The organism is Rhizobium sp. 16-488-2b (assembly GCF_017741815.1).
Taxonomy (GTDB): Bacteria; Pseudomonadota; Alphaproteobacteria; order Rhizobiales; family Rhizobiaceae; genus Rhizobium.
The window spans coordinates 84,958-107,518 of sequence record NZ_JAGHMF010000045.1 but is presented as its reverse complement, the minus strand read 5'-3'; the positions used below and the strand labels follow the sequence as shown (position 1 = coordinate 107,518).

The following is a 22,561-nucleotide window of genomic DNA, read 5'->3' as shown; positions in this document are numbered from 1 at the left end:
CCGCCTGACATCCCATCATCACTCAATCCTCCGCAAATCAGTAAGACGATTGAATCACGACAGCCTGGTGCCGACAACGCTCAGTTTTTCAACAGTATCGGCCGAATGCGGTCTTCCGCTTCGCGCCAACACCAACCGGTTACCCTTCTTCTTCGAGAAATCGAGCTTGGTCGCATTAGCAGCCGTCTGTTCGGAAGCACGCTGCTTTCATATGATCCAGTGAGTCAAAAACCCCTGGCCGTGACCAGGGGTTTGTCAGCAGTGTGGAGGCCTCTGCGCCGAGGCCTTCTCGTTTGCGCCCGCAAGAACCGAGCGGCACATCTCAATCGAAATGAAACTCGGAGAGGTCCACCGAGACGATCAACGGTTCTGGAAGCGGCGTGTTGTCCGGCTTGCGCGGATAGATGCGCATTTTCGTGGGGAGAACAATGCCGTCGACCTTCACCGGATCCGTGAGGTAACGTGCGGCCGCGTTCTTTCCTTGAATGTCCACCTCGTAGTCGTGCCGATACAAAATGCCATCCTTGTTAAAGTAGAAGGTCTGCTCGGTGCTGTGTGTCGCGATCTCGTCGGGGAAGCGAACATGAAGGCGACGCAGGGTCTCTCCGTTTTCCTGCCACGGCTCGATCTCGTTGCAAACTACGCCGGGACGCTTGAGGATGAACGGCGACGTCAGATACGTCCACATCGTATATCCCGAGAAGTAAGCGACCTGCGGGTTGCTCCACGGCGTTTCCATCTCGTAGCCCTCGAAAGATTTCCGGGGTTCAAGAAGCTCTTCAACGACCGCGCCTTCGGGCGTTTCGATTGTCACGCGGCCAGGTGTGAACGCCGATTTGTTGTCGGTTGGGGCGAATGGCCAATGCGATACCCATTCTTTTTTGAGATCGACCTTCACCTGGCAGTCCACCAGTACCTCTGCCTTGCCCTTTAGCCCCCAGAGAACGCCGCCCTGGTGTAGTTTGGCGGTGAGGTAGGAGAATTTTTGAAACTGCTCCATTCCTCCATGGGCTTCAATGGCGATGTCTAAGAGATCCTTCATGCTATTGCTCCTTGGCTAGAGATTGGATCGTTTAACGCGTCCTTTCTCTACGACCATCGGATGCTGGTTCATTGTAAGATCGCACACCTCTGTCGGACGGAGCGACACAACGTGCGTTACTCTGCCAAAAGTGACAGCGCTGTCTCGACGTCGGAAATGGAGCGGCTTGAATCGACCTTCTCCAAGACAGACGCAAGTTCAGCCTTGGCCGATGCCGTTTGAGCTGGGCCTGCTAAATGGACGAGGCAGATCGCGCAACGAAGCTCCCATATAACCGCCCCCATCGATCGAGCCATATCGATTGCCTCGACCAGGAGCGCTTTTGCTTGGGCGCGATCCCGCTTTATCAACGAGACCGCCTTTAAGCGGAGTAGCTCCGGCCTGCACCATCCGGCGTCGCCCGATAATGCGCGCTCTACTGCGGCAGGAGATGCCCTGCATCCGGCAAGGACGGTCATGTACTCGAGCCGCATTCCAACGCCCTCCAGGAGCGCTTGCTGCAAAGCGGCCTGCTTTTCTTCGGTCTGAGTTTGCTCGGGCACGACAAGATCGTAGCCATCGACCCACTCCTGCCATCTGACCAACATGTCCTTTCGCGCGACGCGCTTCGCCGCGGTCAGTCTGCCCCTAGCCGTCTCTGTCTGCCCCGCAAGATAAGCGATCGGCATCGCGCTCAGGCAAAGCATCAGGCACGTCGAAATCGAATGACCTAGCCCCTCGCAGTCGGCGATTAGTTTCTCCACGCCCGAGAAGCTCTCATCGAGGTTGCCCTCCAGAAAATCGATCATCGTGAGAACCGATCTAGCTATCGTCCCCTGATCGTATCCCGTTCCGTAGTTTTGTGTCGTGCGGACCGCGCGGCTAGCTTCGAGAAGAGAGATTTCAGCCTGTTCACGGGAGGATTTGAGATCTCCATGAAAGAGATAGTTGTGCTCCAGCAGCCGGCTATAGCTCTGCGCCCCAGGGAACCGTTGCTGCAGGTCGCTCGCGATTGCGATCGAGTGGAGGTATCGACCTTTCGAGCTAGCGACCGCAGCCATCCCTCCATATGCGCGCATGATGCGTCCTGGGTTGCCAAGCGCTTCTGCGATCAAAGTAGCGCGTTGAAATTCTGCGCTTGCTTCCTCGTCGCTTCGGAAGCCACCTATATGATATAGCGCGCTTCCTCTCGCGATCCTTAGTTGAAGTTCGACGTCAGTTCCTGGGTGTTTTGTGAATGGGAGGTTCTCCAAAGCATCCTCAACCGCTATCAGCTGCTCATTCATCGCACCGAGCTGTACCCAGACTGTGTTGGAGACCGCGACGAGCTCTACCGCAAGGTCAAGGTCTCCTAGCGGTGAACTAGCCCACTCAATAGCGGAACGCAGATCATTGATGAGTGTGCCATAACGCCTAAGCCAACCGATCGTCGGAAGCCCTCGCCAATCGTAGTCGGCCCTGGCGAGTTCTTCGCGGCAGTATTGGGCGTGTGATGAACGGCTGGTGGTCTCGAAGGCCCCCGTGTTGAGCTTTTCCAACGCATAGCTTTTGGTCGTGTCTAAAAGGCGGTATCGACCATCTCCACTCGAGACGGCGATAAGAGATTTGAGGAGGAGACCATCGAACGCACTGTCGAATCTTTCGCCGAACAGCCTTTCTCTCATCAGAGACTCCGCCGCCTGCTCCGAGAACGTTCCGGGGAACACGGCGAGCGCGGCGAAGACCTCTCTCTCGTCGGTATCGAGGCTTTCGTAGCTCCAATCCAACGTTGCCCTTAGGGTTTGTTGCCGCGGAGGAGCGGTGCGCCGGCCCCTGCGCAAAACTGACAGCGGGTCGTCAAGGGAGCCTAGAACACGTTCAAGGCCGAGGGTGCTGACTCGCGACGCCGCGAGTTCGATCGCTAATGGTATGCCGTCCAACCCGCGGACGATCGCGGCGGCAGCCTGCAGGCTATCTTCGTCCCCAAAATCCGTGACATCGGTGGCGAGTTTGACCGATTCAATGAAAAGCTGCACTGAATGGTTGGCCAAGAGCTCCTGTGCCGATGTTCCGAAGTCGGGCACGGGAAGGGACGGCAATTGTCTTACACGTTCGCCAGCTATCCGTAGCGGTTCACGGCTTGTTGCAAGAATCGACACGCCTTTGGTCGCCCTCAGGATCTGATCGGCTTCCGCCGCAACGGTCTCAATCAAGTGTTCGCAGTTGTCGAACAGAAAGAGTATGTCTTTGTCTTGAAGTGAATTGAGAACCGCTTGCCTGTGGTCATTGGTATAAAGAACCAGCCCGAGTAGAGACGCCAGCGTGGGCATGAACAATCGAATGTCGTTCAATAACGCCAGATCGACGAAGACGACCCGTCTCGATGCCTGAACACGCGCGGCTATCTCAAGCGCCACAGCGGTTTTGCCTATCCCTCCTGCTCCTGAAATCGTCAGTAGCCTAGTCGATGCGAGGGCGGCCACGCTCGTCGTTATAAAATCCTCTCGACCGATCAGCCGACTTGCAAGACGGGGTAGATTGCTTTCGGCAGCCGACTCCATCAAGTCCGGAGCGGACGATCCGACATCGGAGAGCTCTACCGGTGCGACAAAGACGTAGCCACGCCCCGCAATGTTTTCGATGTATCGCTGCTCGCTATTCCCTACCAACGCCTTTCTGAGGGTCATCAAGTGTACACGTAACGCGCCCTCGTCCACGGTCGTCGTAGGCCAGGCAGCCCTTAGAAGCTCTTCTTTGGAAACGATTTCTCCGGGGCGACTGGCTAGCGCAACGAGTAGTTCCAGCGCTTTCTTCCCGAGTTGATAGGGCTTGCCCGCTTCCATCAACGTCTTATTGATCAAATCGAGTTCAAAACTACCAAACTTAAGAACAGCCATCGTGGAGCCGCAGTCCCGCCAGAATTAATCTCCTGAACGGGTATCACATCTGTATGGATGGAAAGCAACGGCCATCCGAACTCTGGAAATCATGCCAAGTTCACCCGGAACCCCTTGGTTTCCAGGTGATGCCGCCAACTATCGGTTAGGCCAGCCTCACTAGCCGCGGTTGGCTGACGCGATTAGAATTTCGAGGCGATCTACGTATTCGCACAATCGCGCGGAAGTTTTGCGCGCTGCGTCTATGTCAGGCCTCGTCCTTCCAATCCAGCGGAGATTGGTCTTGACGCCAAGTTTCAGCAGGTAGAGGAGCTCTACGAGTTCGGTCGACCGTGGGGACGTATTAGCGGAGAGATTGTCTGAAATGGATTGTTGAGAGGCTCGTTCCTGGTCGGGAAGAGCACGATTATCTGACATCGCGTTCAGATTTGCCATTTGCGCAGTCCCTTACGGTTACGGCTCCCACCTGGAACGACAGCCTGCAAATGGACATTGTCGCAAAGAAGGAGGATCGCACACCCTCGAAAGAGGGGGCTCACTGATTGTTTGCAGGTCGTCTTGCCGGTCGGCGTCGCCACCGGGCGCCAAAATGTGCAAAGAAGACCGTGGCAACCCAGCACTGAGAGATGTTGGTCCAGTCACAGCTTGTATCAGCCGTGCCTTTCGACATAATTCGCTCAACTGTAATCGCACCTCGGGGCCGAGACTTGCGCACTGTTCTGTCACAACGGCGTTTGCCGCGGAAATCGTTCTTGGCGATTGCAACAGCCATCTTCGTCGCACTGTTCTACAACACATGGTCTCATGCGGAGCAGCCGGTCCCCGTGGCCAACGTTCTTCCTGAGGTGATCACGAGCCGACTTGTCCCGAAAAGCGATATCCAATTTACCAAGCTTTCGCTGGCGCAAGGTCTTTCTCAAACCCGCGTTGGACAAATCATCCAAGACGACGACGGATACATGTGGCTCGGCGCTCAGCATGGCATTAATCGCTTCGACGGGTATACTTTCCAAGTCTTCAAACACGATCGAGACGACCCAGACAGTCTGAGTGGAGTCTACATTTACTCCACGTTCAAAGACCGCGAGGGAACGATCTGGATTGGGACAGACCAGCTTCTCGATGCCTTCGATCGAAAGACGGGCAAATTCAAGCACTTCGTGCTGGATGCATCTACTCCGACGGTCCTGCAGATTAGCCAGGACCGCAGCGGAATCCTATGGTTGGCAACGTCACAAGGCTTGTACAGCCTTGAACCTAGGACCGGCGCCGTCAAACGTTTTGGGCAGATACCCGGTCGCGATGATGGCCTGAGCACTGACGACATAAAGTCGACTGCGACCGACCGAGAAGGTGTCTTCTGGGTGGCGACCGGGAACGGCCTCGAGGCATTTGATCCGGAAAGCGGCAAAGTCAGTCTCCGCATACCGTTGAGGATCGAGGCAAGGGAATTTCAGTTTTTCGAGGATTCCAAGGGGCTTTTTTGGATTCTTTGGGGGTCAGGGAGCGGGCTGGCGCTCTTCGATCGCGCTTCGAACACTGTGAAGAAGATCTCATTCAGCAATGCCGACGGGGTAATGTCCGGCATCTACAAGATGATAGAAACCCGTAACGGCGATCTGTGGCTTGTCAGTATGGGCGCCGGTCTGCTCAGGTTCAACCGGGACGATTTCACATTCGATCAGTATGTAAATGACCCGACCGACCCTCAAAGTTTGTCAGAGAACCGGGCAATTGAAATCTATGAAGATCGCCAAGGCAATATCTGGACAGGGTTACATGCCAGCCCGCCAAACGTTTTCACTCCCGAGCCATTGCCGTTCCAAAAAGTCTGGCCGTATTCCGGTCACGTAAATAAGCTTGGAGAGACGTTCGTCAACGCGATCCTAGAGGACCGGAAGGGCAACGTTTGGCTGGGTACAGGCGGGGCGCTGACGCGGATCGATCCGGCTGGGCAGTTACGGATTTTCGACCTTGCCGGCAACGGGACGTCGGTGGAAATACTTTCGATGGTAGAGGCCGATGACGGGACGCTCTGGATCGGCACAATTGGAACTGGCCTGATTTCGTTTGATCCGGAAACTGGCAGGACGCAAACGTTCAGATATGAACGCGGAAGGCGCGACTGGATTAGCAGCGATGTCGTGACGCGGGTTTTTCTGGACCGCCAGCGAGTACTTTGGCTTGCAACTTGGAACGGCTTGAACAGGCTCGACCCCAAGACGCTCACCTTCAAGACCTACAGAGCTGACACCAATCTGAATAAAGAGCTCTTTTCGATCGACGAGGACGACCAGAACAATCTTTGGATCGGCTCGAGAGTCGGGCTCGTAAAGTTCTCTAAGACCACAGAGGAGTTCGAGGAGTTCCGCCACGATCCCTCCGATCCGACCACTATAAGCAACAACACGACCAACAACGTCTTCCACGCACGCGATGGGCACCTGTGGATCGCGACGCACAACGGACTGAACACGTTCGATCCGGCGACCGGGAAATTCAAAGCTTACTTCGAGAAGGATGGGCTGGCAGGAAATGCAGTCAGTTGCACCCGCCAGGATTCCAATGGGAATCTATGGATTAGCACGAACCGTGGCGTTTCCAAGATGAACCCGGCCACAGCCAGCTTCCAAAATTTCACGAGTGCGGATGGATTGCCGGGCAACGACATGGGAGGATGGCACGCGTGCAGCAGCGGCACAGAGGGTCGCATGTATTTTGCAGGGTTCCCAGGAGCCGCGGTCGTAAGCCCGTCGAGAGTCCGATCCGCCGAGGCTTTGCACAATGTTCAATTTACGGACGTGAGGATCGGCGACGAATCTGTTCTCTATCCGCTTCGCGATGCCGGCACCGAATATCGCGTTCGGTATGATCAAAACTTCGCAGTAAGCTTCTCGGCATTCGATTTCTCAAACCCAGCTGGCGTGAGATATAGGTACCGAATCGCCCCTCTCGAGACCGATTGGCACATCCTGCCGGCGGCGTTGCGAACAATCAACTTCGCAACGTTGCCGACGGGTGCTCTGACGCTTGTGGTGGAAGCCGCCGCGGAGAGGGGAGACTGGGAAGGATCCGGCTCGTTGGCGATACAGGTATCTCCGCCATGGTGGGATACCTGGTGGTTCATCACGCTGATATGCCTTCTGGCCATAGCGGCGATTGCTGCGGTCTACAAGGCGCGCATGATGCAAATCGAAATGCTCTACAACGCCCGCCTGGAGGAGCGGCTTGGCGAAAGGACACGCGTCGCCCGAGACCTCCATGACACGCTTTTACAGAGCTTCCAAGGACTGATCTATCGGCTCGAAGCGGTGAGAAACCTACTTCCGGGAGAACCCGTGAAGGCGTCGGAAATGCTAAACATCATCCTACTCAAGAGCGATGACGCAATCGTTGAGGGGCGGGATACAATTCAGTCTCTCCGCGATCCCACAAAGGCCACGACCGACATCTTGACGTTGGTGGAGGAAGATGCTGCCGAACTCGCGTCTCTTCAGCCCGACGGAGTTGACGCCCGCTTCTCGATCAAAATCGAAGGTAAAGCGCCGCGACTCCCAGTCGAAATTCGTGATGAACTTAGACACATATGCCGCGAGGCCCTCAGGAATGCGTATTTCCATTCCGGCGCCGATAACATCGAGTGCCTGTTCAGCTTCGAGGGTGCACGCATGGAAATTGTCGTGAGCGACAATGGGAGAGGAATGCCTACCGGATCCGATCAGACCCACTACACAGGTCACTACGGCATTCCCGGTATCAGGGAGCGCGCGGCGAACCTTGATGCAGAGCTCTCTATATCAAGCCAAGAGGGTAAGGGAACCAAGGTGTCGCTGAAGATGAGCACGACCGAAAGCCGGCTGCGATCGATTTCTCGCAACCTTGTCGCCCATGATGTACGTTAGAGTCGGATTCTTGTAAGGAATCCATTGGCTCAAGTCTGAGGAAATGAAAACGCTGGCCCGCCCTCCAATCGCGATAGTTGAAGACGACCTTGCCGTACGGCGCGCATACGCCGATCTATTCTGTTCTTATGACTGCGATACCGTCGCGTTCCCGACAGCAGAAGAGTTCCTAGAACATATTGTCGATCAGAAAATAGCCTGTCTCATCTTGGATCAACGTCTGCCAGGGATGACGGGCCTCGAGCTCCAAGGTGTGCTGCAAGAGAGACATGTTGCCTTCAAGACCATATTCATAACGTCTCAGGACGACGAAGTAACAAGAGCCAAAGCCATGGAGGTTGGTGCCGCCGCGTTCTTCAGCAAAGGAGGCGACGTCGACGACATAATCGCCAGTGTCATTCATCTAGCAGGTTACCAGATCGACTGAGGCAATCAGGCTCGGATACCGCCGCAGTCGATGCCAATTCAACCGGGCGCTGACACCAAAGTCGCGTCGGGGTCAACAACCGGGATTGAAAACTCCGCCACAACCCCTCCGCCGATCCTATTGCCGAGGGTAAGCTTTCCGCCAAAACCTTCAACGATGCTTTGACAGACAGTCAGGCCAAATCCCAACCGGTTAGGCTTCGTTGAGAAGAAAGGATCGAAGGCGAGTGGCAGGTGCTCCTCCCGTATCCCTGATCCACGGTCCGACACGGAAATTGTCAACTCAGTCGCTCTGTGGGAGCGCGAAATCTCAACCGAAACAGCGGTCGGCCGCCCCGAGGATTCACTCGCCTCCAACGCGTTCTGCAGAAGGGCGCACATAACTTGTTTAAGGGCAACAGGATCGGCCACTATGGCCGAGATTTTGGTATCTGCGGTTATCGTTACGGTTCCGCGCCTGAAGTCGAGTGGCCCGAGAACGAGATCACGTGATCTCACAGCTAGATCCACGATGTCTACAGGCCAACGGTTGAGGCGGTTCGGCCTGAGGCTATCGCGGGTCTTTGTTCCGATCTCCGCAACGCGATTCGCATTCCAGCGAAGCCGCTCCATCACTTTCGCAACGGCGTCCAAGCCTCCGGATCCCAGCGATAAGAGCCTGCTGACCGTCGCCAAATCTAGCGTGATCGCAGTGATCGGCTGGCTAATCTCGTGAACGAGTGATGTCGAAAGCGCTGACGCGCATGCGATCCGATGCGCCGTAGCGAGCTCCCGACGTGCCGGCCCGGCCTTCTCGATGCGCTCAGCAAAGCCTCTAGTATCGAAGAACGACACCATCGCAATCCCATTATCGGCGATCGAGAGCGAAAAAGGGTACGATGCCGACTTGCCGTCGGCGTTGATCAGTTCTGCCATTCCGCATGTGGACGGGGCGCGGTTGATCAAGGCTGCTAGGATCGCAATTTCAACATCGTGCGCGCCAAAAGTCCTGTCGGATTCGGAGAGCATATCAGCAATTCCGTTATCACTCGCCCGACGGATCCTGATTTTCTTCCTGAGTTCGCCTGCCAGCGCAGGATGCAAGGCAAGATGCTGAGTGACGTTGGACACGCCATTTGACCTCAGCGCATCTGAGATCGGAGATGCGGACTTTACGTCATACTCAATCCAGCTCAGCGCCCTCGGCTCGAATACCGACCTAACACGCTCGTCAGCGACGGCAAGCGTTTCTTCGTATTCGTCGACACTTGTCTGGAGATCGGCCTGCAGTCTCGAAATTGTCTCGCGATCCTCCACTTGACTTTGAACGTCCACAAGACTTCCGAACCATCTTACGACCTGTCCGGATTCAGTTGATGTGACAGAGCGTCCGCTCGATTCCATCCATCGATAGGATCCGTCAGTCATGCGCACGCGTGCGTAGGAAGAGTAGTTCGAGCTACCGCTGTCGACTGCAGCGCGCCAGGCATGATACATCTTGGAACGATCGGCCGGATGTATGACATCGGCCCAAAGTTGTTCACGGACCGCTTTGACGTGCGAGATCCCAAATGTCTCGGTATATCGCTCGTTTAGAAATTCGCACCGCCCATTGGCGTCGCTGCCCCAGACTACATGGGGTAAGGAGTCTGCAAGTTCTTGTCGATGGTCGAGGAGCGGGGGCAAGTCACGCGGAATGCGCGGGCGTTTGCGATAAAGGAACCAGGACAATGCAGCTACTGCAATTGCCCCCAACGCGAAGAAATCATAGGGCTGAGACCAATAGGACACCAGGAGCGAAGCGGGCCTCGTGACTATCAACCAGCACACCAACATCGCGACCGCGAGGACAAACGGCAGCATTCGCACATACGACTGGCCCCTCAACGTTCGCGGCAAAGAACTGGCGCCGTTTTGCGCCCAGATGTGACGGCTATAGGCGATCTTGCTCTGGATGCCCGACATTGCTCTCCCTCAAAACTCTACCGCGCAGTCTATCAGGCGCCACCGCGAGGTAGCCGACGTGCTGTTTTAGTGGTCGCTTCGGGCCGGAAGTCGAACTAGTCGCATCGACCGCCCAAGTGGACAGAAGGTTCGGACGCAGCGTCCAATACGAAAAGTTCTCGACTCTGAGAACGGAGCGAAGAGTTCCTCCAACCAAGTTGCTCCACCCACAACCCCTACAGGCTTCCTACCTCAGGTTTTCGTTCCGAAGTTGAGCTAACACTTATACGGCCCGAGCTGATACCTATCCATTTTGGTAGGTCAAAGCGCACACTTGCAGTGAGGGGAGATGACGCTCGGCGTCTGCATCACGAAGGCGCCACTCTTTCGAGGGTGGACAACACATGCGCCCGACCTAAGATTGCAACGGTCAACGTCAGCCTTGCCAACGAATTGCCAAGTCTGGCAAACCTTGCCGAAATCGAATACGGCAACGCGGATAATGTAGGAGTTGGATCGATGTCGTTGCGGACTGAATATTGGCCGGTCCCCTGCCACGAATGCCCCGGTGAGACCTTGCGATTGCCGCAGTGTTTCCGTTGCGGCAGCTGACGGCTATGGCTTCCCGCCCCATACGTGTGATGACCGCGGACGACCATCTCCTCATCCGAGAAGGACTCGCGGCGTTGATTGCTGCGCACCCCGATATCGAGCTTGTCGGCGAAGCGGCCGATGGCGAGCAGGCCATCCGGCGCTATAGCGAACTTCAGCCGGATGTAATGCTCCTCGATCTTCAGATGCCAAAGGTGCATGGCATCGACGTGCTGACGGAAGTCCGCAAGGCTTATCCGAGCGCCCGTGTCATCATCCTGACTACGTATGACTTCGAGCAATTAGCTAGCAAAGCCATCGCAGCGGGAGCTCAGGCATATCTTCTGAAATCATCGGTCAGGAAGGACCTCATAAACACAATCCGGTCGGTCGTGAGCGGACGACGCCACGTTGACGCGGAGGTCGCAAGCACGTTGGCGACATATGCGGACGGAGAGTCTCTCACCGCGCGGGAGACGTCTGTCCTTGCCCTGGTCGCTGAAGGCAACTCGAACCGCGAGATCGGCTCAGTACTTTCGATCACCGAGGAGACAGTGAAAGGTCATATCAAAAGCATTTTGAGCAAGCTTTCGGCGAACGATAGAGCGCACGCCGTCGCGATTGGCCTCAAGCGCGGAATCATCAATCTCTAATCTGGCGGATTTCAGGTCCGTCTCGTGAAATGCATAGCGTCCCGTCTTGTCGCAGACGACGACGGGGTCATCCCATTATCAGGCTACGCGCTATAGCCGCCATCTACATTTAAGATGGTTCCGGTTATGAACGCAGATCCGGGGCCAGCAAGAAACATAATTGCGTCGGCCACTTCTGAAGGCCTGCCAAGCCTTCGAAGGGCGTTGGCGTCCCGCTCAGCAGCCAGCATCTCCCTGGAAAGCCCCCGATCCGTCTGAGATTCAATCGCGCCGATCTGGACGACGTTCACGGTGATGCCCCTGGGCCCTAGGTCATGTGCCGCTCCCTTACAAAAAGCCGCAACGGCCGCTCTGGTGGCCGCAAAATCGGCAAGCCCCGGCGTTCCTACCCGGTCAGCGAGGCATGACCCGAGGGCGATGACGCGACCGCCGTCGCTCATGGACTTGGCCGCGGCTTTGATTATCGAGATTACACTTCGGACGTCGGTAGCCATCTGATCTTCGAGCGCGTCCTCATCGACGTCCTCGTCATCGATCTGGCCTTCGACGCGGCGGATCGTGTTGGCGACAAGCACGTCGATACGTCCCAGTGCCGCTATCACTGCGCGAACGAGCTGCGTAGCCTGTACGCCGTTCGGAGATCCTGTGATGGGAAACCATACCACACGGCTGCCGTAAGATCGAAGAGACTCCATGAAATGCGGAGTTGGCTCGGTCTCTACCGCAAGCGCCAGATCCGTTCCGGTCCGGGCAAGCGCCTGCACGGTCGCTATGCCGATTTCGCTGCTGGCCCGCGTGACGAGTGCCACGCGGGATGTGGCCTCCCGATCTGGATTACGTCCCACCACGTCCACGCGATGCCTCATAGAGCTAGTATTGATCTGCGGGAACCGGCGCCTACGTAACGCTTAGGTCCTACGTTGCAGCTAGCGGTCTGGAGTTCGAAGGTATTGTAAAATCCGCTCCCGAGAGATGTTATGGTTTGCCATCGAACGTCATAACTTCTTTTCACATCCTATAACTCGATTTCACACGTCCTAGTGCGGCAACTTCCCTGCATCGAAGCAGCGAGGATATCGCGATGGACACCTCCCATTCTTTCAGTACCGTTCTTGATCGTAGCGGCACCGCCCAGTTTTGGCAGGCCGAGATTGACTTCCGGGCGATCGAGGGATGGCCCCGCCAACAGAGCGTTGCAGACGAAAAAGCTCGTCCGGCGGCGTCGATCAAAGGAAAGGTCACCTCCGGACTCACCGAATGGCAGCGGAAGAAAATCGTCCGTTATGTTGACGAGAACGTCGACGCCAGACTGCGCGTCATCGACCTCAGCGAGCAAGTCCGCCTTAGCGTGAGCAGGTTTTCGAAAGGTTTCAATGTAACGTTTGGTCGACCACCCTACGACTACGTTCTTTCTCGGCGTATCGAGGCGGCAAAATACCTGATTGCATCGACTCAAGAGCCGCTCAGCCAGATAGCCCATGCCTGTGGACTGAGCGATCAGGCGCACCTTTCAAAGGTGTTCAAGCGCCTTGTCGGAACTACGCCCCTCAAGTGGCGAAAGAACGCTTCCGTGGCAAAAACTAGGCAATGGGACTACCTCGCTACCGGCACTCACCTGGGAACCGATCACGGCTCTAATGTATCGGTAAGCTACTGACCGGCTTGGCGTCCCCCTGACCGGGAGGCCACAGGACTGGCGCCGCGATTGGTGGGCGCGTTCGTCGGTGCAGGATCGTCCAATTCCGCAAAATCAAACTCCGCCATCATGCGCGATGACGGTTTTGACGGCCCGGCTTCCCGATACGCCACGTGGATGCCGGAAAGTCACGGAGAAGAGGCGACAATGAGAAAGCTGACCATCAACGGCCAAGTTCACGAAGTCGAGGTGCCGGATGACATGCCGCTCCTTTGGGTGTTGCGCGACGTACTCGGGCTGACAGGTACTAAATACGGATGCGGAATCGCGCAGTGCGGAGCATGCACGGTCCATCTTGGGGGAGTTGCGGTACGCTCTTGCCAAACGACGATGGACGCGATCGAGGATATGCCGATCACCACCATCGAAGGTGTCGGAGAGACCCCGATCGGAGCCAAGGTCCAGGCAGCATGGCTTGAGAAGGAAGTAGTACAGTGTGGATACTGCCAGTCCGGGCAAATCATGTCCGCGACTGCTCTCCTGACAGATAACCCGCGTCCCACGGATACCGACATCGACGACGCTATGGCCGGCAACATCTGTCGTTGCGCCACATATGTTCGAATCCGCGAAGCCATCCATTCCGTTGAATTGTGAGTTCACGACAATGATCGAAAACCTTGTATCTCGTCGGAACTTCCTCAGAGGGACCGCGCTCGCGACCGCCGGGCTCGTTCTGGCGGTTCAGCTACCCGGAAACGCACGCCGCGCCTTGGCTGCGGTTGGCGAGCAATCAAAGTTCATACCGAACGCGTTCGTCAAAATCGATGAGGCCGGCATCACATTGATCATGCCGCACACGGAAGTGGGTCAAGGTATTTACACCTCAAGTGCCATGCTCATGGCCGAAGAGCTCGAGGTCGATCTCGACCAGGTGCGTGTCGAGGCCGCGCCTCCTGACCTCAAAAAATACATGGATCCCATCCTTTTCGATCAGGCGACCGGCGGTTCGACGTCAACGCAGTCGGATTGGGTGCGCTTGCGCGAGGCGGGGGCCTCCGCGCGCATCATGCTGGTAGGAGCGGCTGCGGAGCGGTGGGGGGTCTCCCCCGACGCCTGCCGGGTCGAAAGGGGTGTAATCAGTCACGGTCCGTCCGGCCGAACGTTAAGCTATCTCGACGTCGCGCCCGACGCCGCCACGCGCGATGTCCCCAAACAGGTTCCGCTTAAGGACCCTTCGCAGTTCAGGTTAATAGGCACCAAAGCAAAGCGTCTGGACACCCCGGCCAAAGTCAACGGATCAATGGTTTACGGGATCGACACCAGGCTCCCTGGAATGGCTTATGCGACACTTGCGATCGCCCCCGTGAAAGGCGGCAGAATCGCTAGCATCAACGTAGAAGCCGCACGTGCGGTCAAGGGCGTCCGAGACGTCGTCCGGACTGAGGACTCAGTGGCCGTGATCGGCGAACACATGTGGGCCGCCAAGCTCGGCGTTGACGCGCTGGAGCTGAGTTGGGAAAGCGGACCGAATGCGTCTGTCTCGACCGAAGCGATCGTGAATGCCATGCATGAGGCATCGCTCACAAAAGGTGTAGTTGTGCGCGACGACAACGGGGCGCCCGAAGCGATACGCAACGCCAAAACAAAACTCGAGGCCATCTACCGTTCGCCATTTTTGTCGCATTCTCCACTCGAGCCCATGAACTGCACGCTTCACATCGAAGACGACCGTGCTGAGCTTTGGGTGGGAACCCAAGTTCCTGTCCGTGCCCAGAAAGCAGTGGCGGACGCGACGGGGCTTCCGCCCGAGAAAGTGACCGTGAACAATCAGCTCATGGGCGGCGCGTTCGGACGGCGTCTCGATGTCGACACGATAGAACAGGCCGCAAAACTCCTGCGCAATATAAGGTATCCAGTCAAACTGGTCTGGACCCGCGAGCAAGACCTCACGCACGATTTCTTCCGACCGTACTACTACGACCGAGTGTCGGCCGGGCTTGACGATACCGGCAGCCTAGTCGGTCGCACGCACAGAGTCACAGGATCGTCCGTGATGGCGCGTTGGGCGCCTCCGGCCTTCGTCAATGGCATCGACCCCGATTCTCTCGACTGCGCAGCCGAGACGCCGTACGACGAGGCGTCCGTCTTCGCGGACTATGTCCGCCACGAGCCTGAAGGGCTAACTACCGCATGGTGGCGGGGCGTCGGCGCTACCCACAATCTGTTCGTGATGGAAAGCTTTGTGGACGAGATGGCGCACGCGACGGGCCAGGATCCCGTCGAATTCCGGAGACGGATGCTGACCAAGAACCCGCGGGCGTTGGCAGTACTCGAATTGGCTGCCGAGAAGGCTGGGTGGACGGAGAAGCTTCCCGAAGGCCGCGGACGGGGCGTCAATTTGCAGTTCGCCTTCAATACCTATCTCGCGCATATTCTCGAGATCGAAGTGGTCCCTGGCAAGGAGGTCAAACTTTTGCGCTCGGTCCTGGCTGTCGATTGCGGGATCGTCATCAACCCGGATACTGTAAGGGCGCAGATGGAAGGGGGCGTTTTGTTCGGGCTTGGCACGGCGATGTTCAACGAGGTTACCTTCACCGGTGGCACCGTCGATCAGAGCAATTTTGACAACTATCGAATCCTTCGAATAAACGAAGCACCCAAAGTCGAGGTCTATCAGGTGAAGAGCCTCGAGAAGCCTGGCGGTGTCGGTGAGGCAGGAACGGCCGCTGCGGCAGGCGCTCTAGCGAATGCAATATTCTCTGCAACGGGGAAACGAATTAGATCGCTCCCACTTTCGCAGGCAGCGGTTTGATCCGCCTCACTTATAGACACTAGGTTGGCGGAATAAGGCATGGAACAACCGGCTATCGACAGGATGATCGACGGCTACGGCCGGCGAGTGAACTATCTACGTGTGTCTGTTACGGACCGTTGCGATTTCCGTTGCACATATTGCATGTCGGAAAGCATGACGTTCCTTCCGAGGGAAGAGCTTCTCACGCTCGCCGAACTCGAACGTCTTTGCGAGCTGTTTATCTCCAAGGGCGTACGAAAGCTGAGGCTGACGGGCGGGGAGCCTTTGGTGCGCAAGGGGGTTATGAACCTCGTCCAAGCGCTGGGGCGAAGGATCGGGTCGGGCCTCGACGAACTGACTCTGACAACGAATGGCTCGCAGTTGGCAGAGTATTCAAGGCAACTGGTGGATGCGGGCGTTCGAAGGATCAACGTGTCCTTGGATTCGCTGAACGCCGATCGCTTTCGCAAAATAACCAGGCGAGGGGACCTCCCCAAAGTACTCGACGGGATCTCTGGAGCTTTAGGAGCTGGGCTCACGGTCAAGCTGAACGTCGTGGCGATGCGAGGCGTCAATGACCACGAAATACCGGATCTCGTCCGTTTCGCCCATAATAATGGCATGGACGTAACATTGATCGAGACGATGCCAATGGGTGATGTCGGCGACGACAGAACCAATGTTTATCTTCCACTGTCTGAACTGCGTCGAGACCTTGCCGACCATTTCACGATGAAGCCTCTTGGTTTCCAGACCTCTGGTCCAGCCAGATATGTCGAGGTGGCGGAAACGGGCGGTAAGCTTGGTTTCATCACGCCGATGAGCCATAACTTCTGCGAAAGCTGCAATCGCGTCCGCCTCACATGTACGGGCACGCTCTACATGTGCCTTGGACAGGACGATGCCGTCGATCTCCGTGCTGAGTTGAGGGCGGGCGCCGACGACGACGAGCTCGGACGGGTGATCGACCACGCAATCGCCCGCAAACCGCGGGGACATGACTTTGTGATTGGAAGGGGAGAAAAACCAGCCGTTCGCCGTCATATGAGTGTGACGGGGGGCTAACGTCCCGTCTTTAGACCGACGGCGTCGCTGGGGACGTATTCATTCCTTTTGGACCGCCCGGCATCTGAAATGCCGAGCGGCCCATGAAAGGTCAGGCTTCCTCAAGGATTTGAACGATCCGCGCAAGCAACCCTTCGGTTCCCGCCACGGAAGTGTGCACAAGGCTGAGGGCCCCATCGAACGTTGCCGCCGCCACCACATCCTGGCCCGGCATCGAGCGAAGCGCGGGGGCCCACATCTTCTCTACGACAAGATCGCCAAGACTGGTCGGGACTTGCAACACCCCAAAGTTCGTCATCACGCTGTCAAACGGGCCATGCTCGAGCACCCGATGTCTCGTCGCTTCGTAGCTGGCGTCGGCGAAACATCGCTTTGCAATGTCATCGACCATCCGCAAGGCCATCTTTTTATCTCGGAATCTGGCGATCTGTTCCTGCACCCGGCTAGCCTCGTCCCAGAACGCCGTCGCGCTTCTCTCGAACGGAGTTATCGCGATCGACAGGGACAGACCGACATGATCCGGAATATCGAACCCAGACCTGAGGTCGATCGGGGACATCACCCGTAGGGCACCTTCCGACCATCGGTCGTTCAGCGAGACCAGAGCTCGCCCGAGTGCTGCTGTGATCATGGTGTTTATCGTCATTGCGCGGGACTTCGCCGTTTGTTGAAGCCTCGTGAAGCGATCCTTGTCGAACTCTACAGCATCGACGGTGGCTCTACCTGTCGAGGAAGAGATCGGCGCAGCAGTGTCAACAATTCCAACGGAATCTGAAGAACTACGAAAAAATCGCGGCACCTCTAGCCCGATCTTGTCTTCGAGCCTCCGATCTTCGGCTGCGATAGAAAGCTTCGCCCCGCCCAATACGGTCAGCACTTCACGCATCACCAAGACAGCTGCCATGCCGTCAGCAACGGCGTGGTTGAACGTCAGGAACAGTATCGTCGAACCGGATTCGGAGGCCATAGTGGCGCGGACAAGTGGGATGTCGGCCGATAGAAGCGGCATGTTCATTTCGCTTTCCGCAATCCTGTCCCAACTGGTCGCCGGGGCCGCAATCACTGACAGGGGAATGGGCCGCTCCGAAAGCATGAAACAATGGGCGCCATCCTCGCCCCATCCAAGCGAAGCTCTAAGAAGAACGTGCCGTTCCTGTACCTTAGCGAGTGCGGCGGTAATTGCCGATTCCGATAGCGCGCCGGAAATGCGAGCAGCGATCGTGAAGTTCATCGTGCCGTCCTCGCCATACGCGGCGAAGAGATGCTCGAGCGCGCCGAGCGTCCTCAGCATCGGGGGGGTGGTTATAGGCATGTCGTCTCCTGTCATCGAAGTCTGGATTGCTCGATACGCGGAAATGCTCCTCCCTATATTGGCGAATCCAGTCGTGCTCCTAGAAGGTGAGGCTTGGTCCCAGATGCGGGATCAAGGGGGTATCGAAACCGTGAAGCCGTCGAATTATCGTAAAGCTGAATCGTCCTATTCCGCCCGGAAGTGAAGGCATAGCCATAGTGCTATCAACAGCCCATGCGGCCATCCACTAGAACACGGTGTGGAACATGTCTAAGCCCTACCCCATTCTCGTTGAAGCGCTTGTGCAGATTGCCGCCTCCAACGACGGCGATTACATCGCTGAGATAGCGCGCAACGCTGCGCGACGGATTCTCTCGGCGGAGGCTCTCGCGATGATCCGTTCTGAATTCACGAAGAACGGAGATGGACAAGCATCTTCACCAGTCGTAGGCCCACCTCTTCCTCTTTCGCGCGATCCCAGTGCCGTCATGATCGCAGGGAGCATTGGGGGCAGAACTCGTTCGACCAGCTACAGTCTGTCTTTTGTCGGCGAGGGCGAGCAGGCTCACTTAAGGGACCCTCGTTTGCCAGCGTGGCCAATTCCCGAATTCGATTTCGATGACGGACGGGCGGATGCGATTGGTGGTGAGATCGCGGCGGCGCAAACTCTGGCGCGAGCGGCGTCCGCGGCGATATCCCGGTGCGTTGATCTAAGGGAACTAACTGAGACGCAGGCGCATCTAACATTCGTGCGCGACGAAGCGCGGCATCGGCTTAAGAACGTCTACGCCTCGGCAATCGGCCTCGCGAATCTTTCCCTTCCGAAGGAGCATTCGACAGAATTCGCGCAACGCCTTAGGACGTTGGCGGAAGTGCATAATTTCTTGGACACCGACCACGAGGAAAATCCAGGAATACTCTTGGGAGAGCTCTTGGCGACAGTTCTCTCTCCTTACCACGACACGGGCATGCCGCGGATATCGGCGGATGGTCCAAAGATTGAGGTGAGCTCCACGGTCGCGCTGGCTTTGGGTCTTTTGGCCAACGAACTCGCCACCAACGCGCTCAAGTATGGCGCGCTTTCCGTCGTTTCCGGGAAAATCCTGATTCGGTGGGCATATAGTGAAGGCGGTATTGGCCTCTGGTGGAACGAGGTCGGAGGACCGGAAACCGACTGCTCCGCAGCTTCGAACCAAGGCTCGAAATTGATGGGGACAATCGTCGAGAACCTCCTGCACGGATCAATGGAGCACGTCATAACGCAGTCCGGAGTTCGCTTTTCCGTTCTCTTTCCGATGGATTGAAGGCTTCGGCTCACAGGCTTGCTGGCAGTCTTCAAGGGGTCTCCGCTATAGGCTCGATTTTACAATCTCTCGCCATCGCCAGCTGATTTTCTCCGAAAGGACATTAATTCCAAGGAGAGACTAAAATGGCTCAACTAGAAAACTTCGACATCCTCGTCTTCGGAGGTGGCAAGGCAGGCAAGACCCTCGCAATCGAGCAGGCGAAGGCAGGCAAGCGTGTAGCTGTGATTGAGGCGGGACTGATCGGCGGCTCTTGCATCAATATCGCCTGCATACCGAGTAAGGCCTTGATACGGAGCGCGGAAGTGGCGCACGCCACCCGGAGAGCATCCGAATTCGGCACGCATGCCGAAAACGTCCGGACCAGTCTCGATCTAGTACGCAACCGCACGGCTAGCGTGGTGGCGGAAATGGTCGCCTTAAACCAGACTGGCTTCGACGCCAGCGGTTTCGAGCTGGTGATCGGTTGGGGTCGGTTCGTCGCTCCGAAGACGATTGCCGTGGAGACCGGCAACGGCGTCAGAACGTTGACGGGCGACAGGGTTTTTATAAACCTCGGCACGACCGCCGCCGTACCAGATGTTCCCGGACTAGCGGCAGCAGAGCCGATCACCCACGTCGAAGCGCTCCAGCTTGGTGATATGCCAACACATCTACTCGTCCTCGGTGGCGGCTATATCGGTATGGAGCTTGGCCAAGCATTCCGTCGCCTAGGTGCGGACGTGACCATCATCGAGAACGGCGCTCGCCTCGCTCCAAGAGAAGACGAAGATGTTAGCGCCGCCTTGCTCGACGTTCTTCAGAACGAGGGCGTGAATGTAGCTCTAAACGGCGCGGGGACGACTGTAGCTGGGAAGTCAGGGCAGGCGGTGAGCATCACTACCGCTGACGGCCGCGTCTTCCAAGGCTCCCATCTGCTTGTTGCTGCAGGTCGACGTCCGCGGACTGACGGGATCGGCCTGGATCTGGCGGGTGTGGAACTGGACGCGCGAGGGTTCGTGAAGGTGGACAACCTTCTGAGAACTTCGGCTCAAGACGTCTGGGCAATGGGAGAGGTCGCGGGAACGCCGATGTTCACCCACGCGTCCCTCGACGACTATCGCGTGGTATCCTCTCAACTCAAGGGCGGCGATAGAACTACTGATGGTCGCATGATCCCTTACTGTGTGTTCATCGACCCGGAATTTGCGAGGGTGGGTTTGAACGAAAGCGAGGCGCACTCCAAGAACATCGACTACCGCGTCGCCCGGCTGCCCATGGATGTTGTCCCGAGAGCGCGTACGCTTTCACAGCGTAAGGGCTTCATGAAGGCGTTGATCGCGAAGGATAGCGACCGTATCCTCGGATTCGGAATGTTGGGCGTCAATGCGGGCGAGGTCATGAGCGTTGTGCAGATGGCGATGCTCGGCGACCTGCCATACACGGTACTCCGGGACGGAATCTTTGCCCACCCGACAATTTCGGAAGGCCTGAACATGTTGTTTGCGAACGTGAAGTAAACGGCTGAAAGCGGCCGCCGGCGCTCCGGCGGCCGCTACGGCAGTTCGAGTTCCCGCGGTATCTCGAATAGGCGCCGGATGCGCGTGGCCAATGTGTCGGGATGGGTGCCATGAGACAGGGCGCTCGCGTTAGAAAGCTGCTCCTCTTCCTGCATCCGCCGTGAAAGAAGAATGCCGAGTTCTTCCGCCAAAGCCGGCCGGTCGCGCATGACCGCTGCCAGATCCTCTTTCTTGACCTCGTAAATGACGACAAAGGTGAGCGCCGTCGTATCCCCCGACTCTGCGGCATCGATCAAAACCCCGCGCTCACCGAAAAGGTCGCCCGGCGACAGTCGCGCCAAGTCGACCAAATGGCCGCCTTCCATACGCTGTCGTGCTGCTACCCCCGTACGCATGATCATCAAGGACGTGAGCTTGCTTCCCTTCGAAGCGATCGTCGAACCCTTTTGGTACGTGCGACGCGTCATGCTCGATGCAAGAGCGTCCTTCTCGTCGTCAGTCAGGGTGGCGAAGAGTGGAATCGACTCCAGGAGCCGCCAAGGCGTTCCTGGATGCTTGGCTGTCTGTGCTTCCGATGATACTTCGGCTGGGAGAACGAAGGCTTCACGCGGGCCGGCAAATTTCAGTCCATTGGCCCGAGCGTGACGGTATATCAGATCGTAGATCTCGCTCTTTGCCGCGGCGGCGCCGGAAAATCCGGAAATTCGAAATGATAGCTCGATTTCCACGGCCTGACTGTCGATGCCGACGACCAACGCCGTGGGAGGCGGTGTTTTTAAGATAGCGAAACTGCTCAGCAACACGGTCCGCATTGTCTCCTCGATTGCCGCCGGATTGCGGGTAGGGAGAAACCGAACGGTTATCGAAACGCCATGAGTTTGTTGGGGGCGTGTCAGATTGACGAGGCGCGCCTTTGCCAAGGTGCTGTTCGGCAAAACAACAAGGTCGTCAGTGCCGTTGACCAGGTGGGTCGACCTCCAATTGGTCTCGACAACACGGCCTTGGAGGCCTCCTTCCAAGACAATCCAGTCTCCTACGGTGTAAGGACGCCCAAGGTTGAGCGCTATCCCAGAAAAAACGTCGTTTAAGGTGCTCTGTAGGGCGAGACCCAACACGATCGCGAAAGCGCCAGACGTCGCGATCAGTGTGCCAACAGGGAGACTGAAGACATTCGCTATCAAAGCGAGGCCCGCTCCGAGATAGATGATTCCGACAATTAGATCTTGCGCAAGTCGTCCCTCGCGGGGGTTGTTCTCGAAAATGAGAAAGAGCCGGACAGCACTGACCAGGACCACCGCCCCGCCGATCCACCACACCGCCTTGAGAAGCCCGGTGGTTATCCTGCGGGAAAATAACGGGTCGCCGAGGGATGGTGAGTAGGGAACGATGTCGTGCGATAAAAGAGTGGCTGTTAAAAGCGCGAAGAAAGAAACGCTGACGATAAACCGGATTGTGGGATTTCGGCCGAGGGCAACGCGGATCGAAATGGTCGTCAAGACCAGGACCGAGAACTGGAGTATTGGGTTCCAAACTAGCTGTTCAATCATGTGGCTGTTCAATGGCTTGGTTGATGGGCC

16 protein-coding genes are annotated in these 22,561 nt (G+C 57.0%); 10 read left to right on the top strand and 6 right to left on the bottom strand.

Annotated elements, in window-relative coordinates; translation table 11 throughout:
- Window positions 1-223: hypothetical protein (locus tag J5286_RS30605; protein ID WP_209193756.1), on the top strand; the 223-nt coding region annotated here is incomplete at its 5' end.
- A 99-nt stretch (window positions 224-322) separates the two neighbouring features.
- On the opposite strand, the gene J5286_RS30600 is transcribed toward J5286_RS30605, so the two are convergent.
- A complete protein-coding gene (locus J5286_RS30600) occupies window positions 323-1,042 on the bottom strand; it encodes a hypothetical protein (RefSeq protein WP_209193755.1) in 720 nt (239 codons plus the stop codon).
- A 116-nt stretch (window positions 1,043-1,158) separates the two neighbouring features.
- Window positions 1,159-3,897 carry a winged helix-turn-helix domain-containing protein gene (locus J5286_RS30595; protein WP_245206691.1) on the bottom strand — a complete coding sequence of 913 codons (2,739 nt, stop codon included), beginning with the start codon at window positions 3,895-3,897 and terminating at the stop codon, window positions 1,159-1,161.
- Between the two features lie 752 nt (window positions 3,898-4,649).
- Here J5286_RS30595 and J5286_RS30590 point away from each other — a divergent pair.
- Together J5286_RS30590 and J5286_RS31825 are read left to right on the top strand one after the other, a co-directional pair.
- The gene (locus J5286_RS30590; protein ID WP_209193754.1) at window positions 4,650-7,799 is read left to right on the top strand and encodes a sensor histidine kinase; all 3,150 of its coding nucleotides are present in this window, start codon (window positions 4,650-4,652) and stop codon (window positions 7,797-7,799) included.
- A gap of 43 nt (window positions 7,800-7,842) precedes the next feature.
- Window positions 7,843-8,226, top strand: coding sequence for a response regulator transcription factor (locus J5286_RS31825; protein ID WP_209193753.1), 384 nt, complete (start codon window positions 7,843-7,845; stop codon window positions 8,224-8,226).
- Window positions 8,227-8,264: 38 nt separating this feature from the next.
- Here J5286_RS31825 and J5286_RS30580 read toward each other — a convergent pair whose 3' ends face one another.
- The gene (locus tag J5286_RS30580) at window positions 8,265-10,169 is read right to left on the bottom strand and encodes an ATP-binding protein (RefSeq protein ID WP_209193752.1); all 1,905 of its coding nucleotides are present in this window, start codon (window positions 10,167-10,169) and stop codon (window positions 8,265-8,267) included.
- Window positions 10,170-10,789: 620 nt separating this feature from the next.
- Between J5286_RS30580 and J5286_RS30575 the strand changes: the two genes are divergently transcribed.
- Window positions 10,790-11,392 (top strand): response regulator transcription factor, encoded by a 603-nt coding sequence (locus J5286_RS30575; protein ID WP_209193751.1) that lies wholly within the window; start codon window positions 10,790-10,792, stop codon window positions 11,390-11,392.
- A gap of 83 nt (window positions 11,393-11,475) precedes the next feature.
- Here J5286_RS30575 and J5286_RS30570 read toward each other — a convergent pair whose 3' ends face one another.
- Window positions 11,476-12,201, bottom strand: coding sequence for an SDR family NAD(P)-dependent oxidoreductase (locus J5286_RS30570; RefSeq protein WP_348529311.1), 726 nt, complete (start codon window positions 12,199-12,201; stop codon window positions 11,476-11,478).
- Window positions 12,202-12,473: 272 nt separating this feature from the next.
- Between J5286_RS30570 and J5286_RS30565 the strand changes: the two genes are divergently transcribed.
- The 4 genes from J5286_RS30565 (at window position 12,474) to moaA (ending at window position 16,890) form a co-directional block, all read left to right on the top strand.
- Window positions 12,474-13,049, top strand: coding sequence for a helix-turn-helix domain-containing protein (locus J5286_RS30565; RefSeq protein ID WP_209193749.1), 576 nt, complete (start codon window positions 12,474-12,476; stop codon window positions 13,047-13,049).
- A gap of 186 nt (window positions 13,050-13,235) precedes the next feature.
- Entirely contained in the window at window positions 13,236-13,685 is a 450-nt protein-coding gene (locus J5286_RS30560; protein ID WP_209193748.1) for a (2Fe-2S)-binding protein, read from the top strand.
- Window positions 13,645-15,843 carry a xanthine dehydrogenase family protein molybdopterin-binding subunit gene (locus J5286_RS30555; RefSeq protein WP_348529310.1) on the top strand — a complete coding sequence of 733 codons (2,199 nt, stop codon included), beginning with the start codon at window positions 13,645-13,647 and terminating at the stop codon, window positions 15,841-15,843. The genes J5286_RS30560 and J5286_RS30555 overlap by 41 nt, the downstream gene beginning before the upstream one ends.
- Before the next feature lie 39 nt (window positions 15,844-15,882).
- Complete coding sequence (gene moaA, locus J5286_RS30550; RefSeq protein WP_245206689.1) at window positions 15,883-16,890, top strand: GTP 3',8-cyclase MoaA; 1,008 nt, start codon at window positions 15,883-15,885, stop codon at window positions 16,888-16,890.
- 91 nt (window positions 16,891-16,981) lie between these two features.
- On the opposite strand, the gene J5286_RS30545 is transcribed toward moaA, so the two are convergent.
- Window positions 16,982-18,202 carry a condensation domain-containing protein gene (locus J5286_RS30545; protein WP_209193747.1) on the bottom strand — a complete coding sequence of 407 codons (1,221 nt, stop codon included), beginning with the start codon at window positions 18,200-18,202 and terminating at the stop codon, window positions 16,982-16,984.
- Window positions 18,203-18,447: 245 nt separating this feature from the next.
- On the opposite strand from J5286_RS30545, the gene J5286_RS30540 reads away from it, so the two are divergent.
- Together J5286_RS30540 and J5286_RS30535 are read left to right on the top strand one after the other, a co-directional pair.
- A complete protein-coding gene (locus J5286_RS30540) occupies window positions 18,448-19,485 on the top strand; it encodes a sensor histidine kinase (protein WP_209193746.1) in 1,038 nt (345 codons plus the stop codon).
- 125 nt (window positions 19,486-19,610) lie between these two features.
- Window positions 19,611-20,984 (top strand): dihydrolipoyl dehydrogenase family protein, encoded by a 1,374-nt coding sequence (locus J5286_RS30535; protein ID WP_209193745.1) that lies wholly within the window; start codon window positions 19,611-19,613, stop codon window positions 20,982-20,984.
- Window positions 20,985-21,019: 35 nt separating this feature from the next.
- Here the strand turns inward: J5286_RS30535 and J5286_RS30530 are convergent, their stop codons facing one another.
- The gene (locus J5286_RS30530; RefSeq protein ID WP_209193744.1) at window positions 21,020-22,531 is read right to left on the bottom strand and encodes a mechanosensitive ion channel family protein; all 1,512 of its coding nucleotides are present in this window, start codon (window positions 22,529-22,531) and stop codon (window positions 21,020-21,022) included.
- Between the last annotated feature and the right edge of the window lie 30 nt (window positions 22,532-22,561).

Coding starts and splice junctions, on each gene's coding strand:
- J5286_RS30600 (WP_209193755.1), bottom strand. CDS start 1,042: ATGAAGGATCTCTTAGACATCGCCATTGAAGCCCATGGAGGAATGGAG.
- J5286_RS30595 (WP_245206691.1), bottom strand. CDS start 3,897: ATGGCTGTTCTTAAGTTTGGTAGTTTTGAACTCGATTTGATCAATAAG.
- J5286_RS31825 (WP_209193753.1), top strand. CDS start 7,843: ATGAAAACGCTGGCCCGCCCTCCAATCGCGATAGTTGAAGACGACCTT.
- J5286_RS30580 (WP_209193752.1), bottom strand. CDS start 10,169: ATGTCGGGCATCCAGAGCAAGATCGCCTATAGCCGTCACATCTGGGCG.
- J5286_RS30575 (WP_209193751.1), top strand. CDS start 10,790: ATGACCGCGGACGACCATCTCCTCATCCGAGAAGGACTCGCGGCGTTG.
- J5286_RS30565 (WP_209193749.1), top strand. CDS start 12,474: ATGGACACCTCCCATTCTTTCAGTACCGTTCTTGATCGTAGCGGCACC.
- J5286_RS30560 (WP_209193748.1), top strand. CDS start 13,236: ATGAGAAAGCTGACCATCAACGGCCAAGTTCACGAAGTCGAGGTGCCG.
- J5286_RS30555 (WP_348529310.1), top strand. CDS start 13,645: ATGTTCGAATCCGCGAAGCCATCCATTCCGTTGAATTGTGAGTTCACG.
- moaA (WP_245206689.1), top strand. CDS start 15,883: ATGGAACAACCGGCTATCGACAGGATGATCGACGGCTACGGCCGGCGA.
- J5286_RS30545 (WP_209193747.1), bottom strand. CDS start 18,202: ATGCCTATAACCACCCCCCCGATGCTGAGGACGCTCGGCGCGCTCGAG.
- J5286_RS30540 (WP_209193746.1), top strand. CDS start 18,448: ATGTCTAAGCCCTACCCCATTCTCGTTGAAGCGCTTGTGCAGATTGCC.
- J5286_RS30535 (WP_209193745.1), top strand. CDS start 19,611: ATGGCTCAACTAGAAAACTTCGACATCCTCGTCTTCGGAGGTGGCAAG.
- J5286_RS30530 (WP_209193744.1), bottom strand. CDS start 22,531: ATGATTGAACAGCTAGTTTGGAACCCAATACTCCAGTTCTCGGTCCTG.